This window comes from Rhizobium sp. L51/94 (genome assembly GCF_019355555.1).
In the GTDB taxonomy this organism is placed as follows: domain Bacteria; phylum Pseudomonadota; class Alphaproteobacteria; order Rhizobiales; family Rhizobiaceae; genus Rhizobium; species Rhizobium rhododendri.
In genome coordinates this window covers 2,116,153-2,134,781 of sequence record NZ_CP072141.1, presented here as the reverse complement: position 1 = coordinate 2,134,781, position 18,629 = coordinate 2,116,153, and the positions used below count along the sequence as shown (strand labels likewise).

14 protein-coding genes are annotated in these 18,629 nt (G+C 61.5%); 7 read left to right on the top strand and 7 right to left on the bottom strand.

Annotated features, from left to right (window positions below; translation table 11 throughout):
• Nucleotides 1–220: 220 nt before the first annotated feature.
• From J5274_RS10440 to J5274_RS10420, 5 genes are all read left to right on the top strand, one after another.
• A complete protein-coding gene (locus J5274_RS10440; protein WP_142829614.1) occupies nucleotides 221–1,459 on the top strand; it encodes an MFS transporter in 1,239 nt (412 codons plus the stop codon).
• 91 nt (nucleotides 1,460–1,550) lie between these two features.
• Nucleotides 1,551–2,942, top strand: coding sequence for a multicopper oxidase family protein (locus J5274_RS10435; RefSeq protein ID WP_142829616.1), 1,392 nt, complete (start codon nucleotides 1,551–1,553; stop codon nucleotides 2,940–2,942).
• Nucleotides 2,943–3,025: 83 nt separating this feature from the next.
• The gene (gene rnd / locus J5274_RS10430) at nucleotides 3,026–4,171 is read left to right on the top strand and encodes a ribonuclease D (RefSeq protein ID WP_142829618.1); all 1,146 of its coding nucleotides are present in this window, start codon (nucleotides 3,026–3,028) and stop codon (nucleotides 4,169–4,171) included.
• Between the two features lie 93 nt (nucleotides 4,172–4,264).
• Entirely contained in the window at nucleotides 4,265–5,338 is a 1,074-nt protein-coding gene (locus J5274_RS10425; RefSeq protein ID WP_142829620.1) for an adenylate/guanylate cyclase domain-containing protein, read from the top strand.
• A 104-nt stretch (nucleotides 5,339–5,442) separates the two neighbouring features.
• Nucleotides 5,443–6,801 carry an esterase-like activity of phytase family protein gene (locus tag J5274_RS10420; protein ID WP_142829622.1) on the top strand — a complete coding sequence of 453 codons (1,359 nt, stop codon included), beginning with the start codon at nucleotides 5,443–5,445 and terminating at the stop codon, nucleotides 6,799–6,801.
• Between the two features lie 135 nt (nucleotides 6,802–6,936).
• Here the strand turns inward: J5274_RS10420 and ppx are convergent, their stop codons facing one another.
• The 4 genes from ppx to J5274_RS10400 all read right to left on the bottom strand — a co-directional run bounded on the left by ppx (nucleotide 6,937) and on the right by J5274_RS10400 (nucleotide 12,580).
• Entirely contained in the window at nucleotides 6,937–8,457 is a 1,521-nt protein-coding gene (ppx, locus tag J5274_RS10415) for an exopolyphosphatase (protein WP_142829624.1), read from the bottom strand.
• Between the two features lie 10 nt (nucleotides 8,458–8,467).
• Nucleotides 8,468–10,669, bottom strand: a complete 2,202-nt coding sequence (locus tag J5274_RS10410) for an RNA degradosome polyphosphate kinase (RefSeq protein WP_142829626.1) — start codon at nucleotides 10,667–10,669, stop codon at nucleotides 8,468–8,470.
• Between the two features lie 62 nt (nucleotides 10,670–10,731).
• Nucleotides 10,732–11,442 (bottom strand): DnaA regulatory inactivator HdaA, encoded by a 711-nt coding sequence (hdaA, locus tag J5274_RS10405; RefSeq protein ID WP_142829628.1) that lies wholly within the window; start codon nucleotides 11,440–11,442, stop codon nucleotides 10,732–10,734.
• Nucleotides 11,443–11,449: 7 nt separating this feature from the next.
• Nucleotides 11,450–12,580 carry an AI-2E family transporter gene (locus J5274_RS10400; RefSeq protein ID WP_142829630.1) on the bottom strand — a complete coding sequence of 377 codons (1,131 nt, stop codon included), beginning with the start codon at nucleotides 12,578–12,580 and terminating at the stop codon, nucleotides 11,450–11,452.
• 218 nt (nucleotides 12,581–12,798) lie between these two features.
• Here J5274_RS10400 and purM point away from each other — a divergent pair, with 218 nt between their 5' ends.
• Both purM and purN read left to right on the top strand, forming a co-directional pair.
• Nucleotides 12,799–13,872 carry a phosphoribosylformylglycinamidine cyclo-ligase gene (gene purM / locus J5274_RS10395; protein ID WP_142829632.1) on the top strand — a complete coding sequence of 358 codons (1,074 nt, stop codon included), beginning with the start codon at nucleotides 12,799–12,801 and terminating at the stop codon, nucleotides 13,870–13,872.
• Complete coding sequence (gene purN / locus J5274_RS10390) at nucleotides 13,869–14,558, top strand: phosphoribosylglycinamide formyltransferase (protein WP_142829634.1); 690 nt, start codon at nucleotides 13,869–13,871, stop codon at nucleotides 14,556–14,558. Before purM ends, purN begins: the two co-directional genes overlap by 4 nt.
• A gap of 18 nt (nucleotides 14,559–14,576) precedes the next feature.
• On the opposite strand, the gene J5274_RS10385 is transcribed toward purN, so the two are convergent.
• The 3 genes from J5274_RS10385 to J5274_RS10375 all read right to left on the bottom strand — a co-directional run bounded on the left by J5274_RS10385 (nucleotide 14,577) and on the right by J5274_RS10375 (nucleotide 18,627).
• The gene (locus J5274_RS10385) at nucleotides 14,577–15,755 is read right to left on the bottom strand and encodes an alpha-D-ribose 1-methylphosphonate 5-triphosphate diphosphatase (protein WP_142829636.1); all 1,179 of its coding nucleotides are present in this window, start codon (nucleotides 15,753–15,755) and stop codon (nucleotides 14,577–14,579) included.
• 98 nt (nucleotides 15,756–15,853) lie between these two features.
• Nucleotides 15,854–16,447: an NUDIX domain-containing protein gene (locus J5274_RS10380; protein ID WP_142829638.1), complete on the bottom strand. Its 594-nt coding sequence runs from the start codon at nucleotides 16,445–16,447 to the stop codon at nucleotides 15,854–15,856.
• Nucleotides 16,444–18,627, bottom strand: coding sequence for a molybdopterin-dependent oxidoreductase (locus J5274_RS10375; protein WP_142829640.1), 2,184 nt, complete (start codon nucleotides 18,625–18,627; stop codon nucleotides 16,444–16,446). Before J5274_RS10375 ends, J5274_RS10380 begins: the two co-directional genes overlap by 4 nt.
• Nucleotides 18,628–18,629 lie beyond the last annotated feature (2 nt).

Sequence of the window (18,629 nt, the reverse complement as noted above, 5' to 3'; positions counted from 1 at the left end):
CATTCCTGGGCTTGGCGGACGGTGGCAGAAGCGGTCGAAATGCCGCGATCTCCCCGTCGAGAAAATCGGGCGGAAAAGCGCATGGCCTGCCTCATTTGTCAAGACTTGCCACGCCTCGTCGCGTTTGAGGTTGTCTTTATAGCCAAACCCCGCCTAGAAAGACAGCCATGTTGCCGGGCCGGTCGCGGTCATGGTTCGATTCGTTTGCAGGCCCTCCCCGATGAGCCAGATCCGACCCCTTATTCCCTTGCTCGTCACGGCCGGTATCCTGATCGGTGGCAACGGCCTGCAGGCGACGTTCATCTCGCTGCGCGCCCTGCACGAGGGCTTTTCGGCCTCGACCATCGGGCTTGTCGGCACCGGCTACAATATCGGCTTTGCCATCGGCTGCGTCTATGTCACCCGCATCATCCGCTCCATCGGCCATATCCGCGCCTTCTCTGCGCTGGCTGCGATCGCATCCGCCGCCTCGATCGCCATGGTGCTGCTGATCGTGCCATGGTTCTGGTTCAGCATGCGGCTCGTGCAGGGCCTGTGTTTTGCAGGGCTGTTTGCTGTTGTGGAAAGCTGGCTGAACGCCCGCGTGACCAACTCCAACCGGGCTCGGACGCTGTCGGTCTACCGTTTTGTCGACCTCGGCTCGGTGACGCTGGCGCAATACCTGATCCCGTCCGTCGGCATCGACGGGTTCCAGCTGTTTGCCATCATATCGATGGCGCTCAGCCTGTCGCTCGTACCGATCTCCTTTGCCGACCGCTCGAGCCCGGGCGCACCGGAGGCCATTCGCTTCGATATCAAGACGCTATGGCGGATATCGCCGCTCGCCACCGTCGGCTGCGTCGTCGTCGGGCTGACGAACTCGGTGTTCCGCTCGCTGGGTCCGGTCTATGCGCAGGGCATCGGCCTGTCGGTGACGGGGATCGCAACCTTCATGAGCGTCGGGATCTTTGCCGGCATCGTGCTGCAATATCCGCTCGGAGCCTATTCCGACAGGCTCGACCGGCGGCTCATCATCCTCGTCTCGTCCGTTGGCGCGCTGATCGGCTGCCTGTTCCTGGCGCTTGTCGCGGGCAGCAGCGAATGGCGCAATTTCGTCGGCATCTTCATGTTCGGCGCCTTCTGCATGCCGCTTTACTCGCTCTGCTCGGCCCACGCCAACGATCACGCCGCCAAGGGCCAACATGCCCTGGTCTCGGCAGGCACGCTGTTTTTCTGGTCGGTAGGCGCCATCGTCGGGCCGATGTTTGCAGCCTTCATGCTCGACAGGTTCGGCCCGCGCGTGCTGTTTATTTACATGGCCGCCGTGCTATTTTTCTTCATGCTCTACACACTGCAGCGGATGACGGTGCGCGAGGGCGTGCCGACGGAGCGGCGCAGCATGCGGTTTCGCAATCTGCTGCGGACCTCGACCTATTTCAACAAGCTCGCCACGCCGCCTTCCGAGCGCGATAAACAATAGGTGACTGCGGCAGTTTGGCCAAACAGGTGCTATTGCTGAATACTGCGCTCAACTTTAAACAGGACCGGTTAGACCCCGTCCGGAGCATAGCATGGCCGTTTTCACCCGCCGCAATCTCATCAAGGCTTCAGCCGTAGCCGGCGTTTACGGTGTCGGCATGGGTCTGGCGGGTCGCTTCGGACGTGCCCAGGCAGCGCCGGAACCGGTTATCTTGAAATCAAACAAGATCCAGGCCAACATCACCGGCACCGAGATGACCAGGGACGTGCTGACTTATGGCGCCGATGGCATGCCGCCGGTGTTGCGCATGCGCCAGGGCGAACCCTTTGCCGCAAGACTGATCAACGGCATCGACGAGCCGACGACCATCCACTGGCACGGCATGCGTATCCCCAATGCGATGGACGGGGTGCCATTCCTGACACAGCCCTATGTCTATACCGGCGAAAAATTCGAATATGCCTTCACGCCGCCGGATGCGGGCACCTTCTGGTATCATCCCCATTGCAACACTCTGATCCAGATGGGCCACGGCATGACCGGGGTGATCGTCGTCGATAATCCGAAGGATCCGCAATTCGATGCCGAGATCGTCGTCAACCTGCGCGACTGGCGGCTTGGTGGCGACGGACAGTTCATCGCCCAGTTCAAGCCGCGCGACTCGGCACGGTCCGGAACCTACGGCACGGTACGTTCGGCCAACTGGCAGATCGAACCGCAATACGACGCGCCCGCCGGCGGCCTCGTCAGGCTGCGGCTGGCGATTACCGACGTGACGCGGATATTTTCCTTCAAGATCGCTGGCGCAGAGGCTGCAGTCATCGCCATCGACGGCAACCCGGTGCCAAAGCGCTTTCCTCTCGACGTGCTGCAACTCGGGCCGGGCCAGCGGCTGGAACTGGCCATCCGCATGCCGGACAGCGAAGGGGCGCTTGTCACGCTTGAGGATATCCATGGTACCAGCCCGAAGACGCTGGCGACGCTGAAGGCGGTCGGTAGCTCGCTCAAGCGCGACATGGGCGATCTGGCGCCGCTGGCCGCAAACCCGGTGGCCAAGGCCGATGTCGGGGCCGCGGAGCATATCCCGATCATCCTCAGCGCGACGGCGGAGGATACGTCGACCGACAGCATCTGCGGCTCGCTCGGCTACAGTTTCTGGGCCATCAACAAGGTGCCATGGCCGGGCGACACGCCGGACCCGACGGCGCCGCTGGCGGAACTGAAGCTTGGCAAGAGCTATGTGTTCGACATGGAAAACCTGACGCCGCACTCCCATCCCATACACCTTCACGGGATGAGCTTCACGGTGCTTTCCTCGACAACCGGCGCTGTCCAGCCATTCGTCTCCGACACCTATCTCATTCAGCCGAACGAAAAGGTCCAGCTTGGCTTCGTCGCAGACAATCCCGGCGACTGGCTGCTGCATTGTCACATCATCGAGCATCAAAAGACTGGCATGACCAGCTATCTGCGGGTCGTTTAGCCTTCGGGCTCGTCAGCTTATTGACATATCGAAGCGAAAGGGAAAGGAAGGTTCAAGAACTAATTTCGTATGAATGTGTCCAAATGATCGTAACTACCGCCGAATTAGAGGCGGCCTGCCAAGAGCTGGCCAAGTCAGAATTCATCACCATCGATACCGAATTTCTTCGCGAGACGACCTTCTGGCCGGTGCTTTGCCTGATACAGATGGCGAGCCCGACAACCGAGGTCATTGTCGATCCGTTGGCGCCCGGCATCGATCTTGCGCCGTTTTTCGCGCTGATGGCCGACACCTCGGTGCTGAAGGTATTCCATGCCTCGCGCCAGGACATCGAAATCATCTACAATCGCGGAAACCTGATCCCGCATCCGGTGTTCGACACGCAGATTGCTGCGATGGTCTGCGGCTTCGGCGACTCGGTCTCCTATGACCAGCTTGTCAGCCGTATCAAGAATATCCAGATCGACAAGACCTCGCGCTTTACCGACTGGACACGCCGTCCGCTGACGGAAAAGCAGTTCGACTACGCGCTTGCCGACGTTACCCACCTGCGCGACGTCTATATCTTCCTGCGTGACGAACTCGAACGCGAAGGCCGCGCCTCCTGGCTTGCCGAGGAAATGGCGATCCTCGAATCGCGCGACACCTATGACCTGCATCCGGACGATGCGTGGCAGCGGCTGAAGATGCGGCTGCGCAAGCCGCAGGAACTGGCCGTGCTGAAGTATGTAGCCGCCTGGCGCGAGCGCGAGGCCCGCAGCCGCAACGTGCCGCGCTCGCGGGTGCTGAAGGACGATGCGATCTACGAGATCGCCCAGCAGCAGCCGCGTGACGTGGAGGCATTCGGCCGCCTGCGCACCGTTCCGAAGGGCTGGGAGCGCTCGTCGGCCGGCGGCGCGGTGCTGGAGGCTATCAACGCCGCGCTGGACATGCCGAAGGCCGACATGCCGCATGTTCCGCGTCACACGCAGGCCCCGGAGGGAACAGCTGCTGCTGCCGAGCTACTCAAAGTCCTTTTGAAGCTGATTGCGGAAAAGAACGCCGTTGCGCCGAAAGTGATCGCCAACAGCGAAGACATCGAACGGATCGCTGCAGAAGGCGACAAGGCCGACGTACCGGCCCTCTCCGGCTGGCGTCGAGACTTGTTCGGCGATACCGCGCTGAAACTCATAAAGGGCGAGGTTGCGCTGCGGTTTGTAGACAAGAAGGTGGAGACGATCGCCATCTAGCGGGAACCGTCTTCGGACCGAAAAGGCTTGACCGCAGCAGTTGGGCGGGATCAATAACGGCAGACGTCTGTCATCTGCCTGTCGGAACGAACCATGCGAACTCTGCCCACGGCGTTGAACTGGCTTGCTATCGCTGCCGTCGTTGCGTTGTCCGGTGTTTTTTACGGCGCGGCTTTCTATCCCGAATCGCACTTCTATATCGGCGCCATCTTTGCCCTGACGACCGGCATGCCTGTGCTGGTCTTTGAGCGTGGACTGGTGCTGCCCGGTCTTTACTATCGCGTCCATCGGCTGCCGACACCGGCCTATATTCCCATCGCGCTGATGATCGACCTTGCGCTCATCAGCGTCGGCTATGCGATTTCTGGCAGCCTGCTGAAAATCATGGGCATAACCAACACGAGCTGGGCGGAGGCGACCATCCTGTCCGCCGAGGTTCTTGTCTATGCGCTGTCGGTCACCGCCCTGATGGTTTTCATCATGCGTGTCCGCGAGCTGCTGGGCCGCGATGTCTTCATCAGTTTGCTGACAGGCCGCTACCGCAATCCGGTGCCGGAGGAACGTGTCTTTCTGTTTATCGATCTGGTCGGCTCCACGGCATTTGCAGAGCAACACGGCGACCTCAGGACACAGCAATATCTCGGCTCGCTGTTCGGGACATTCGCCGAACAGATCCGTCGCCATAACGGTGCCATAGACGATTACATCGGCGATGCCGCCATCGTCACGTGGCCGCTGCAACGCGGCATCAAGAACGGCTGCTGCGTCCGTTGCATTTTCGATATCTTTGCAAACATCGAGAAGAACAAGGATGTCTGGCTGAAGGTCTACGGCCAGGTCCCGCGTCTGCGCGCAGCCCTGCACGGCGGGTCGGTGATCACGGCGGAAATCGGCGTCGATCGTCACAAGATCACCTATTTCGGAGACACGGTGAACACCACGGCCCGCCTCGAGGGTCTTTCGAAGACATTGGAAAGGCATGTCCTGATCTCGTCCGACCTTGCCGACCTCATGACATTGCCCAAAGGCATCCATGCGGAATATCTCGGCAACCACGCCGTCAAGGGACGTGGCCGGGAGGTCGGGGTCGTCGCTCTGACCGACCTTGGCGACGGAATTGCCCGCCCGCCATCGCAGCTTTCGCTCAATCTCGGCAAGGCGTCCTGAAGTTGTGGTTCGCTGTCATCAAAACTTAATCCGAGTATAATCTCACAGACACGATCCCGCCGTAACTCCTCGGGCGTCAATCCCGACCGGAACTGGTGAGAATCATGACCAAAATCCTTTACGCCTCCGTGGCGCTTTCCCTCTTGATGTCGTCTCAGGCTTTCGCCGAGGAAAAGGCCTTTCCGGCAACCCTGACCGCACAGGCCATTCTGCCTGCTAACACGATCATTGCAGCGCCTGCCGATGCGCCGGACTTCCTGAAGACGGCCGGTAAATTCACCACTCCCGACCGCAAGCGCGCCACCGTTCTCGGCAGCGTCCCCGGCATGGACGGCTTGGTGAAAACCGATCTCGCGCTGCCCTTCGATGGTCAGGCCGTGCAGGGTTTCTCCGGCATCAAGACCATGCCGGACGGCACCTTCTGGAGCCTCTCCGACAACGGATTTGGCTCGAAGGCGAATTCCAGCGATGCAGCGCTAATGTATCACCACCTCAAATTCGACTGGGATAGCGGCAAGGTCGAGGTTCTGAAAACAGTCTTCCTCTCCGACCCGGACAAGAAGGCGCCCTTCCCGATCGTTCTCGAAGGCGCCGAGAAGCGCTACCTCACCGGTGCCGATTTCGACGTCGAATCGATCCAGCCCGTAGCCGACGGTTTCTGGACGGGCGAGGAATTCGGTCCCTACATGCTGCATTTCGACACCGAGGGCCGACTGACCGACGTGATATCCACCGTCGTCAACGGCAAGCCGGTCAAATCCCCCGACAATCCGACGATCTCGCTGCCGGCCAACCCCACACTCAAGCTGCCTGCCTTCAATCTCGCTCGCTCGCGTGGCTTTGAGGGGCTTGCGAAGTCGCCGGACGGCACAAAGCTTTATGCTCTGCTGGAAGGCGCGCTCTATCAGGATGACGGGTCTGTGGAGAAGGTCGACGGCCAGCCCGCACTGCGGATCATCGAACTCGACGTTGCTGCGAAAAACTGGACCGGACGCTCCTGGCTCTATCCGTTCTCGCCCGGCGGCGAATCGATCGGCGATTTCAACATGCTCGATGCCAGCACCGGGCTGGTGATCGAACGCGACAACGGTGCCGGCACCGGCGACAAGGTCTGCGCCGATCCGAAGGCGCCAAAGCCCGATTGCTTTGCCGTCGCCGCCAAGCACAAGCGCGTCTACAAGATCGAAATGACCGAAGAAAACGTCGGAAAGGCCGTGCGCAAGATCGGCTATATCGACTTGATGCACATCGCCGACCCAAACAACAAGAAGCGCCAGGGCGGCGGCGAAGGTTTCTACGACATGCCGTTCGTGACCATCGAGAATGTCGACCGCGTCGATGCGACCCATATCATCGTTGGCAACGACAACAACCTGCCGTTCTCTTCCGGCCGGACACTCGGCAAGGCTGACGACAACGAGTTCGTACTTCTCGAGGTCGGCGAGTTCCTGAACGCGAAGTAAGTTGAATCTGTCTTCTCCCTACCGGGAAGAAGATGTCCGAAGGAAAGATGAGGGGCGGCGGCCAAAGTTGCGGCTCCCCTCATCGCCTCGCATTGGCTCGGCATTTCTCCCAGACGGGGAGAAGGAAAGACGAGGCTATTCGAAGCGGAACGCCAGGCGCTTGCCGGTGAGTTTGCCCAGTTGCTGCAGGCGCCCGTCGAGGCGCTCGCCGGCAAAATCGCGATATTCCGGTGGAACGACGAAGTCGAGGTCGACATCCGGATCTTTGGACCGCTGGAATGTCAGGTTCCTGACGACGCCGGGCATCGAGGCCGAGAACAGATAAACGACGCGCAGAAGGCCGCCGAGAAGCTTGGCACGCTCGATGAAGAGCGGCGTCGCGATCGTCGCCAGCGGGCCGGTGGCGCTGTCGTCGCTCAGGCCCTCGTAGCGGTAGTAGCTGGTGAGGGCGAGAAAGGCACGACCGGCATGGGTAATGCCGACGAAGGAGGAGTTGGCGATGACGTTGAGCGCCTGCAGGCCGCGATAGTCGGGATGGGCACGCCAGCTGATGTCGGCCACCAAGCACGCAGCCTGGCGGTAGCGGTTCTCTTCCTCGGTCTCATTGACCCCGAAGAAGGGCATCATGCGGCCGGTCCAGTCCGCAAGCTCCCGTGCGTGCTCCGGCGAACGAGCGCGCAAGATGGCGAGTTCGCCGGCAGCGGCGAGCAGAGGATCGGCGTGACGCTCGTGCTCGTTGAGCAGCGAATAGAGATAGCCCTCGCGCACGCCCTGCGACGAGAAGGAGACGCGCGCCGGCTTCATTGCCAGCAAAACTTCCTGCAGCGCAATGGCGCCATAGGGCAGGAGCGAGCGCCGAAACTTCGAGACGGACTGGAAGATCGGGTCCTTGCTGTCCTTGGCGACGGCCACCTGATCGAGGAAGCGCAGCATCTCGTCGAGCGGCAATTCATAGCCCTGCATCATGTGAAGCGGATAATCGCGCACCTGCATGTGCAGCTTGGCAATGTTACGCCAGGTGCCGCCGACCGCATAGAAGGTGCGTCCCTCGCCACCACCGAGCAGTTTTGCGGTGCGGACGTGCTTGCGGGCAAAGGTATGCGCCTTGGCGAGCGACCCGTCGGCATATTCCGACAGTCGCAATCCGCCGAGCGGCAGGGTGATCCCCTGGCCGAACTTGTTTCCCTTGATGTCGATCAGTTCCAGCGATCCGCCGCCGAGATCACCGGCAATTCCGTCCGCAGCGTGGAAACCGCTGATGATGCCATAGGCGGAGAAAAGCGCCTCTTCCTCGCCCGACAGCACGCGCACCTTGCGGCCCAGAATGGTTTCCGCCTGATGGATGAAGTTGGGGCCATTGCTGGCCTCGCGAGCAGCCGCCGTCGCCAGCACATACATGGTACGGGCGCGGGCCTGGTCGGAGAGAGCCCGAAACCGGTGCAGCGCCGCCAGCGCGCGCAGCACGCTCTGCTCGTCCATCTTGCCAGTCAGGGCAAGACCCTTGCCGAGGCCGCAGAGGACCTTTTCGTTGAACAGGATCGTCGGCGAACGCGACAGGCCTTCATAGACGACAAGCCGCACGGAGTTTGAGCCGATGTCGACGACGGAAACGGGGGCAATTCCGGGAAGGCGCCCCTGAGCTTCTGATTCCACCATGCGATTCCAGCTATGACTTCCGGCGCGACAACAGGCCGGCAATGAGTTTCGGCGCACTGGACTTCAGGGCCTCGCCGCGCCCGGACAGGCTCGGATTGGTCATGAAATACTGCTGCGCGTTGAACGGCTCTTTCCCCTTGCGCACTTCCATGCGCCTGGAGGTACCGTCGGGCAATATCTCGTAGCTCTGCTGGTTGTCAATCAGGTTGCCGAGCATGATCTGCGACAAAACCTGCTCGTGTACCGTAGGGTTAAGAAGAGGCACGAGAGTCTCGACGCGCCGGTCGAGATTTCGCTGCATCATATCGGCAGATCCGATGTAGACCAGCGCCTTGTCCGACGGCAGGCGATAGCCGTTGCCGAAGCAGAAGATGCGGCTGTGCTCGAGGAAGCGGCCGACGATAGACTTGACGCGGATATTCTCGGAAAGCCCGGCCACCTGGGGCCTGAGGCAGCAGATGCCGCGAATGACGAGGTCGATCTCGACGCCGGCGTAGCTGGCGCGATAGAGCGCATCGATGATCTCTGGATCGACCAGCGAATTCATCTTCATCCAGATCGCAGCCGGACGCCCCTCGCCTGCGTGGACGATCTCCTGCTCGATGTGCTTGAGGATACGCGAGCGCAGCGTGTAGGGCGAAACCGCGATCTCCATGCTCTCGGCAGGCTCGCCATAGCCGGTGATGAAATTGAAGATGTTCGCCATGTCGTGGGCGATCTTCGGGTTGCAGGTGAAGTAGGACAGGTCGGTGTAGATCTTGGCGGTGATCGGATGGTAGTTGCCGGTACCGAGATGGCAGTAGCTGCGCAGTCTGCCCTCCTCGCGACGGACGACCAGCGACATCTTGGAGTGGGTCTTCAATTCGATGAAGCCGAAGACGACCTGCACGCCGGCACGCTCCAGGTCGCGCGCCCAGCGGATGTTGGCCTCTTCGTCGAAGCGGGCTTTCAATTCGACCAGCGCCGTCACCGACTTGCCCATTTCGGCAGCGTCGATGAGGGCACGTACGATAGGGCTGTCGTTGGAGGTGCGGTACAGCGTCTGCTTGATCGCCAGCACGTCCGGGTCGCGCGCCGCCTGGATCAGGAACTGGACGACGACGTCGAAGGATTCGTAAGGGTGGTGAACCACCATGTCCTTCTCGCGGATGGCGGCAAAGCAGTCGCCCGCGTGCTCGCGCACACGTTCTGGGAAGCGGGCATTGTAAGGCTGATAGCGCAGATCTTCGCGCGGAGCCTTGGTGATTTCGGACAGCGTGTTCAGCGCCAGTAGACCTGGCAGCACAGCAACGCGATTGTCCGGCACACCCAGCGCCGTGACGACGAAGTGTCGTAGCGGGGCAGGCATTTCGGAATCGGTTTCGATGCGGATGACCGAACCGCGACGGCGGCGCTTCAGCGCCGTTTCGAAAAACCTCACCAGGTCTTCGGCCTCTTCCTCGACCTCGATGTCGCTGTCACGGATAAGCCGGAATGTGCCGGATCCCTGCACCTCGTAGCCCGGATAAAGACGATGAATGAAGATGTTCACCACGTCCTCGAGCGTGATGTAGCGAATGACGCCATTGGCGTCCGGCAGGCGAATGAAGCGATCGAGCGCCGGCGGCAGGCGCAGCAGCGCCGTCATCGCCTCGTGGCCGCGCATGCTGTTCAATTGCAGTGCGATGGAGAAGCCGAGATTGGGGATGAACGGAAAGGGATGGGCCGGGTCGATCGACAGGGGCGTCAGAACGGGAAAGATCGACTGGTCGAATTCGTTGGCAAGCCACTGGCGGTCAGCCTCGGACAGAGCCGCTGATCGGACGATGAGGATGTCTTCCTTGGCGAGGTATTGCTGCAGGACGGCGAGCGAGGCCTGCTGCTCCATCTGCAGGTTGTCGATCTCCCTCAGGATGTCGTTCAGCTGCTCGGCCGGGGTCTTTCCGTCAGGACTGCGCACGACGATGTTCTGGCGCACCTGGCCTTCGAGGCCTGCGACCCGGACCATGAAGAACTCGTCGAGGTTGGCGGCCGAGATGGACAGGAAGCGGACGCGCTCGAGCAGCGGATGGGCCGTGTTCAGGGTCTCTTCAAGGACGCGCCGATTGAACTGCAGCCACGAAAACTCGCGGTTGATGAAGCGTTCCGGGCTGTTCATCAGATCGCTGATCGGCGGCTTCGCAACGATCTCCGGTTCGCCTTCCTCCGGAAGTTCTGCGACTGAAGACTCCATATGCACCTGCCCCTGTTTGTCTGCGTTGGACATCAATTTGACGAAGAAACTGTCACAGTCAATCACATTGAATCGAAATTGCCCAATTCATTCAATACCTCAGACGCGAGTCCTCGCGTGATGCGGGTGCCTCGTGACAAGGCCAGGCGATCCAGCCGGTCGACAATGGTCTGGGCGGCGCCAAGCGAACGCTCCATGCGGCCGACGATATAGAGAACCAATTTGTCATCGATATAAAGCTGGCGGTCGGCGAACAGCTTGACGATGACCTGCGACAGCAACTCCTCATCGGGCTCGCCGATCTCGACTGTCGTTGCCGCCTTGAGACGCGAGATCAGGTCCGGAAGTGTCACCGGCCAGGAGATCGGCCACAACCGGCTGGTGATCATCAGGCTGGTGCGGTTTTCGCGGACACTGTTGATAACATGGAAGAGTTCGGTGTCGTCGAAGCCCGCCCTGTCCGCATCCTCGAAGATCACCGGTCCCGCAGCCGCTGCAAGCGCGGCATTGGCGCCCTTGACGGGGTGGATCTCGACGGCGCCGCTCTGCTCGCGCCAGATGCTGGCGAGATGGGATTTGCCTGAGCCGACGGGGCCAGCCAGGATCACCACAGGCGACGGCCAGGCGGGCCAGCTGTCGACGATGGCAACGGCTGCCTGAAGCCGTGCGGACACGCGCAGGTCGTCGCGGCCGCTGGCGGCATCGTGAACGAATGCCAGCGGCAGCTGCTCGGCGCCGCGGCGCCTCGGATCAGCCTTCCTCACATCGCTCATGGTCGCTTTATTTCTCGATGTTGCTGTCGATAACCTTGCGCGCCGGCAGGATCAGCTTGCGTCCATGGTAAAGGTCGCTCTCAAGATACCGCGAAAGGGCGAAGCGGACAAGCACGCCACAGGCGGCCGCTGCCGGCACTGCGATCAGCAGGCCGACGAAGCCGAACATGATGCTAAAGGCAAACAGCGCAAACATCAGCCACACCGGATGCAGGCCGACGCTCGAACCGACCAGCTTCGGCTGCAGGATATTCCCCTCCAGAAACTGGCCAGTGAAGAAGACGGCCAGCACCAGCGCGATCCAGGGGTAGTCGGGCCAGAACTGCACCAGCGCGACACCGGCTGCGAGAAACAGGCCAACCAGCGAACCGACATAGGGGATGAAGCTGATCATGCCCGCGAACATGCCGATCAGCAGGCCGAAATTCAGGCCGACCAGCGACAGGCCGACGCCGTAGTAGACGCCGAGAATGATGCACAGCGAGCCCTGGCCGCGTATGAAGCCGGCGATTGCCTGGTCGATCTCGCGGGCGATCTGGCGGACGGAACCGACATGCTCGCGTGGGATCCAGGCGTCGACCTTGGCGATCATGCGATCCCAGTCGAGCAGCATGTAGAAGGCGACGACGGGTGTGACGACCATCAGCGAGACGATATTGACCAGCGCTTTGCCGGAACTCCAGATCTGCCCGAACAGCCCGGCAACGAAGCTGACGCCATCCGACATGATCGTCGAGATGTTGTCCTTGATCGTGCCTGCCTGATTGCGGATCCACTGCGGTACGATCGAATTCTGCGTATTGGTGATGAACTTCTGGAACTGCTCTACGTAGCCCGGCAAATGCTGCAGGAAGTCGTTGAACTGGTTGACGATGATCGGAATCAGGATCGTCAGCGCCAGCGCAAAGATCAGCACGAAAACGACGAGGATGACGAGGGTCGCCATGGTCCGGCTGAGACCGCGCCGCTCAAGCCAGTCGGCGACCGGATCGAGAAAATAGGCGATCGCCATGCCGGCGATGAAGGGCAGCAGGATCGAGCTGAACAGGAAAAGGAAGGCAATGAAGAAAGCCAGGATCGCGAGCCAGAAAAAGACCTGCCGCTTCAGATCGGTGACGCTCGATGGTTGTTGCTCCATGATATTCCTGATCTTTGCTGCTGGTGACGTTGAATTAGCACATAGGATAGCCGCTCAACTAGCGTCAAGATGATAACGGGCAATGGCGGGATCGGCCGACGGTCGGTGAAAATCGGGGGTTTGATCGCCAACGCCTTGCATAAAGAGACTTGCCATGCAATGGCGACCCGGTCAAAACCCTATTGCCAGGGCGCAAGAGCGCCGACCGGAGACGCAGCATGAGCCAGTCGGGAAAAAACGGCCTTACCTATAGCGACGCAGGCGTCGACATAGATGCCGGCAACCTCCTCGTCGAGAAAATCAAGCCGGCGGTGCGCTCGACGCGCCGGCCCGGTGCGGATGGCGAAATCGGCGGTTTCGGCGGCCTTTTCGACCTGAAGGCCGCAGGCTTTACCGACCCGATCCTGGTCGCCGCCAATGACGGCGTCGGCACCAAGTTGAAGATCGCCATCGACGCCAATTATCACGACACCGTCGGCATCGATCTTGTCGCCATGTGCGTCAACGATCTGGTCGTCCAGGGGGCCGAGCCCTTGTTCTTCCTCGATTATTTTGCGACCGGCAAACTCGACACGGACCAGGGAGCAGCCATCGTCGAAGGCATCGCTGCCGGCTGCCGCGAGGCAGGTTGCGCGTTGCTCGGCGGCGAGACCGCCGAAATGCCCGGCATGTATTCCGACGGCGACTACGATCTGGCGGGCTTTGCCGTCGGTGCTGCCGAGCGCCACCAGTTGCTGCCGACGCGCGACATCGCCGAGGGCGACGTCATTCTCGGCCTTGCCTCCTCCGGCGTCCATTCGAACGGCTTCTCGTTAGTACGCAAGATCGTCACGCTGTCCGGCCTCGCATGGGATGCCCCTGCCCCGTTTGCCGAGGGAAAGACCCTCGGCGAGGCGCTGCTGACGCCGACCCGCATCTACGTCAAGCCGCTGCTGAAGGCGATCCGCGAGACCGGTGCGCTGAAGGCGCTGGCTCACATCACCGGCGGCGGCTTTCCGGAAAACATACCGCGCGTACTGCCGAAGAACCTTGCCGCCGAGATCGATCTTTCCGCCGTCAGGGTGCCGCCCGTCTTCTCGTGGCTGGCCAAGACCGGTGGCGTCGAGGCGAACGAGATGCTGCGCACCTTCAACTGCGGCGTCGGCATGATCGTCGTCGTTGCCGAAGAGAATGTCGATCGCGTTACGAAAGCCCTCGAGGCTGAAGGCGAAAGCGTCATCGTTCTCGGCCGGATGATCGCTCGTGCCGAGGGCGCGGCAGGCACCGTCTACAAAGGAACCCTCGCCCTATGAGCGAAACGCGCAAACGCGCCGTCATCTTCATCTCCGGCACCGGTTCCAACATGATGTCGCTGATAAAGGCGGCACAGGCGCCTGACTATGCTGCCGAAATTGTCGGCGTCATTTCCGACCGGGCCGAGGCTGCTGGCCTTGCCAAGGCACAAGCGGAAGGCATCCCGGCCTTCGCCATCCCGCGCGGTGATTTCAAAAGCAAGGAAGCCCATGAAGCGGCAATCCTTGAGCGGCTCGACGAGCTTCAACCAGACATCATCTGCCTTGCCGGCTACATGCGGCTTCTGACCGGCGATTTCATCAAGCGCTACAAGGGACGGATCATCAATATCCATCCCTCCCTGCTGCCGCTGTTTCCCGGCCTGAACACCCACCAGCGGGCGCTGGACGCCGGCATGAAGATCGTCGGCTGTACCGTGCATTTCGTCACCGAGGGCATGGATGAAGGCCCGGTCATCGGCCAGGGTTCTGTCGCCGTACTGGTGGACGATAATGCCCAGACGCTGGCCGCGCGGGTGCTCACCATCGAGCACCAGCTCTATCCCCTCGCACTCAGGCTGATTGCCGAGGGCAAGGTGCGGATGGAAAAAGGCGTCACCGTCACCACCAACGAGGCCGGCGGAACGCTGATCCCTCCGGCTCTCAAGAAACTGATCGCCCTGCTGGTCGACCCAGACAAGGCCTGAAAGGCAGTCTTCCGGCGATCAGGCGACCAGCGCCGGATGCAGATGCAGCGGGTGCAGCGTGCCGTCGCTGTAAACCACGCGGCCATTGCGGAATGTTGCCCGGACACGCGGCACGGCGCCGGGCTCCACGGCGATCAGATCGGCCTTCTGTCCGACAGCGATCTCTCCCCGGTCCATCAGGCCTGCTGCACGCGCCGGATTGCGGCTCGCCATTGCAACGGCTGCAGGAAGGTCGCCCTCCAGCGCATCGGCAATCTTGAAGGTCGCCGACAGAAATGCGGCCGGATGATAATCGGCAGCAATGATGGTCAGCAGCCCGGCGCGGGCGGCATCGAGCGCACTGAGGTTGCCGATCATCGACAGGCCACGCAGCGCATTCGGGGCACCCATCAGCGTCCACAGCCCGAGCCGACGGGCTTCCTCTGCAGCTTCGAGCGTCACCGGAAACTCGCTGATGGTGATGCCGAAACCGTTCATCTCGACGACTTTGGCGGCACTGTCGTCATCATGGGAGGCGAGCGAGATACGGTGCTTCATTGATAGATCGGTGATCTCGCGCAGCCGCTTGTCAACCTCGGGATTGTTGCGGCGTTCCATGCGAAGGGCGACGACTTCGGCCGCAGCCTCCGCCGAAATGCCCCTCTGCGCCGACATCCGCTCCATATAGGCTTCGACGTCGTTGTATTGACCCTGGCCCGGCGTGTGGTCGGTCAACGACACCATGTCGATGAGGTCGTCCTCGATGAGCTTTTCGAGCACCGGCGAGGCTGCAAGGTTGGTGATCTCGTAGCGGGCATGAACGCGATGATCGACCAGCAGGCCGGCCTTCAGCCGGTGGATGCCTTCGATGATGGCACGCGTATTTTCCAACGAGCGGATATGGCCGTAGACGCTCTCGGTCGCGAATGACAGCGCGGCGTAGGCCGTGGTGATGCCCGAGGCCGCCAGTTTCTTGTCAAGTTCGTGGATGCCGAAATCGATCGGCATCATCGCATTCGGCCGCGGCGCGATCTCGCGCTCGATCATGTCGCCGTGCAGGTCGACAAATCCGGGCATCAGCAACCGCCCGCCGCCCTCGAAGGTGGCCTCCGCCACAGGTTCTGCCCTGATCTCGGCAATCGCCCCGTCGTCGATCCGGACGGCGCCTTTGTCGATCACTTCATCGGCAAGGACGAGTTTGAAATTGTTGAGCCACATGGGAACCTCCTTGGCGTATGCCGGCGTATCAAGGCGCAGCCCTTAACCGTGGTCGATGACCGTTGCATGAACGTCGGCGACCGAATGAGCGGGAGCGCTCAGGCGAGACGGTCGCGGTTCAACCCAGCCCATTGCAGCAGCATGATCGTCTTGCCGTCGATGATGGCGCCGGTCTCTATCATCGACAGTGCCTCCGATAGCGGCACTTCCATGACCTCGATATCCTCGTGCTCCTCGACCAGTCCACCGCCTTCCGACAAACGATCGCCGGTGTCGATGACGGCAGCGAAGAAGTGGACGACCTCGGTCACTGCACCCGGTGCCATATAGGCCTTGAACAGGAACCTGACGTCGCGCACGTGATATCCGGTTTCCTCCATCGCTTCTCGGCGAATGGCTGCTTCCGGCTCCTCCCCGTCGAGAAGACCGGCCGGCGTCTCTATCATCCAGCCGGCATCGCCGTTCAGATGGGCGGCAAGGCGGAACTGGCGGACGAGAACGACAGTCTCCTTGTGGGGATCGTAGAGCAGGATCGTGGCCGCAGGGGTGCGATGGTAGATCTCGCGCTTCAGGCGGTGGGTCGCGCCATCCGAGGCGGTGTAGTCGATGTCGTAGCTGCTGAGCTCGGTCCAGCCCTTCGACAGCGTGGTCTGCGCGACGATTGCCACGCCGGCTTTCTCAAATTTCGTCATTGGACATCCCTGCGCAGCCAGACCTTGTTGTCGTGGACGGCAGCGCCGCCATAGGGCGCGACAGGATCGGCCCCGGTCAGGACATTGATGCCCTCGCCGTCCACATGTGCGCTGTTCGGCCAAAGCCCCTCGGCGATCAGCACGCCGGGCTTGACCTCGGTGGTGATGCGGGCGTGAAGGCGGATGTCGCCCCTGACATTGCCGATACGCACGAGGTCACTATCGGCGATGGCATGCGCTTCGGCATCGCTCGGATTGATCATGACTTCCGGGCGACCTTCCTTCTGTCGCGAGGTCTTGGTCTCGGCGAAGCTGGAATTCAGGAAGTTTCGGGCCGGCGATGTCGCCAGCCGGAATGGATGCTCTGCATCCGCGACCTCGATCACGTCGACCTGATCGGGAAAGGTCGGCAATTCCGCATGCGGGCCGAGCAGGCCGATCGATTTCGGCGGACGGTTCGGCGCCGGCTGGTTGCTCCAGTCCGGCCGGAAGCGGAACTTGCCGTCGGGATGGGCAAAGCCGTCGATGAAATGCGCCTTGTCGAAATCCGGCTGGCGATCGAACCATTTGTGCTCGAGAAAATAGTCGTAATCCGGAAGATGGCTGTCGGCGAGGATGCGGTCGACCATCTCGCGGGCCGTGAAGCCGAAACCCGGGCGGTCGGCGACGCCGAGGCGCTTGGCCAGTTCCTCGATCACAAAGAGGTTGCTGCGCACCGTTTTCGGCGGCTCGACCAGTTTTGGGCCGAGCAGGATGTGGTTCTGGCCGCCGGCACGGTAGATGTCGTCATGCTCGACGAACATCGTCGCCGGCAGGACGATATCGGCCATCGATGCGGTGTCGGTCATGAATTGCTCGTGGACGGCGACAAACAGGTCGTCTCGGGCAAAGCCGCGCTTCACCAGCCGCTGCTCGGGCGCGATGTTGACGGGATTGGTGTTCTGGATCAGCATCGCGGTCACCGGGCCGCGATGGCGAAGGGCTTCGGCATCGCCCGTCAGCGCCCGGCCGATCTGCGACTGATCGATCATCCGGATATCCTCGTCCTTCATGGCGCGGCCGGTCAGTTCGGCGCTGCTCATCTGGAAGATATCGCTGTTGGAATGGAAGGCGCCGCCGCCCTCGTATCGCCAAGAGCCGAGTACGGTGGCGATCGAAGCTGCCGCATGCATGGCGATGGCGCCATTGCGCTGGCGGGTAAAGCCGTAGCCGAGGCGGAAATAGGACTTCTTCGTGCGGCCGACGAGCGCACCGAAAGCCTCGATCTCCTCGACCGTCAGACCGGTGATGTCGGCGGCCCATGCCGGGGTGCGGGTCTTCAGATGTGCCTCGAGGCCCGCCGGATCGTCCGCGTATTTCGCCATATAGGCGCGGTCGGCATAGCCGTCACGGAAGGCGATATGCATGACCGCGCACGCAAGGGCTGCGTCGGTGCCGGGCCTGACGATCAGCGCAAGATCGGCCTGCTTCATCGTCGGATTGTCGTAGATATCGATGACGACGATCTTGGCGCCACGTTCCTTGCGCGACTTGATCGCGTGGGTCATGACATTGACCTGGGTGACGACAGCATTGGTGCCCCAGATGACCACGCAATCGGTACGCCCCATCTCGCGCGGGTCGGGACCGCGCAACACGCCGGTCGCCATGGTGAAGCCGGTCCAGGCCGGGTTGGTGCAGATCGACGAGAAGAACCCGGAATAGCGCTTCGCGTGGCGCAAACGCTCGATCGAGTCGCGCTGCACCCAGCCCATCGTGCCGGCGTAGAAATAAGGCCAGATGGCTTCGCTTCCGTCCTTCGCCTCTGCCTTGACGAAGGCGTTGGCGATCTCATCCAGCGCGTCGTCCCAGGAAATGTCTCCCCATCGCCCTTCGCCCTTAGCGCCCAAGCGCCGGACAGGCTTCATCAGCCGATCGGGATGGTACAGCCGCTCGGCATATCGGGCGACCTTGGCGCAGATGACGCCTGCGGTATAGGAATGATCGCCGGCCCCGCGAACGCGGCCGATGCGGCCGTCCTCGGAAATCTCGATGTCGAGGGCGCAAGTGGACGGACAGTCGTGCGGACAGGCCGTGTGGCCGATTCTCGCTTTTGCCGGAATGGGGGTCGCAATGTTCATCGCAACTGTATATTTCAAGGCGAGGCCGGCAAAAAGAGCAAAACCGGTGCATCGCAACATTT

Bases quoted from the DNA above. Each gene is read 5' to 3' on its own strand.
- J5274_RS10440 (WP_142829614.1), top strand. From the start codon at position 221: ATGAGCCAGATCCGACCCCTTATTCCCTTGCTCGTCACGGCCGGTATC.
- J5274_RS10435 (WP_142829616.1), top strand. From the start codon at position 1,551: ATGGCCGTTTTCACCCGCCGCAATCTCATCAAGGCTTCAGCCGTAGCC.
- rnd (WP_142829618.1), top strand. From the start codon at position 3,026: ATGATCGTAACTACCGCCGAATTAGAGGCGGCCTGCCAAGAGCTGGCC.
- J5274_RS10425 (WP_142829620.1), top strand. From the start codon at position 4,265: ATGCGAACTCTGCCCACGGCGTTGAACTGGCTTGCTATCGCTGCCGTC.
- J5274_RS10420 (WP_142829622.1), top strand. From the start codon at position 5,443: ATGACCAAAATCCTTTACGCCTCCGTGGCGCTTTCCCTCTTGATGTCG.
- ppx (WP_142829624.1), bottom strand. From the start codon at position 8,457: ATGGTGGAATCAGAAGCTCAGGGGCGCCTTCCCGGAATTGCCCCCGTT.
- J5274_RS10410 (WP_142829626.1), bottom strand. From the start codon at position 10,669: ATGGAGTCTTCAGTCGCAGAACTTCCGGAGGAAGGCGAACCGGAGATC.
- hdaA (WP_142829628.1), bottom strand. From the start codon at position 11,442: ATGAGCGATGTGAGGAAGGCTGATCCGAGGCGCCGCGGCGCCGAGCAG.
- J5274_RS10400 (WP_142829630.1), bottom strand. From the start codon at position 12,580: ATGGAGCAACAACCATCGAGCGTCACCGATCTGAAGCGGCAGGTCTTT.
- purM (WP_142829632.1), top strand. From the start codon at position 12,799: ATGAGCCAGTCGGGAAAAAACGGCCTTACCTATAGCGACGCAGGCGTC.
- purN (WP_142829634.1), top strand. From the start codon at position 13,869: ATGAGCGAAACGCGCAAACGCGCCGTCATCTTCATCTCCGGCACCGGT.
- J5274_RS10385 (WP_142829636.1), bottom strand. From the start codon at position 15,755: ATGTGGCTCAACAATTTCAAACTCGTCCTTGCCGATGAAGTGATCGAC.
- J5274_RS10380 (WP_142829638.1), bottom strand. From the start codon at position 16,447: ATGACGAAATTTGAGAAAGCCGGCGTGGCAATCGTCGCGCAGACCACG.
- J5274_RS10375 (WP_142829640.1), bottom strand. From the start codon at position 18,627: ATGTTGCGATGCACCGGTTTTGCTCTTTTTGCCGGCCTCGCCTTGAAA.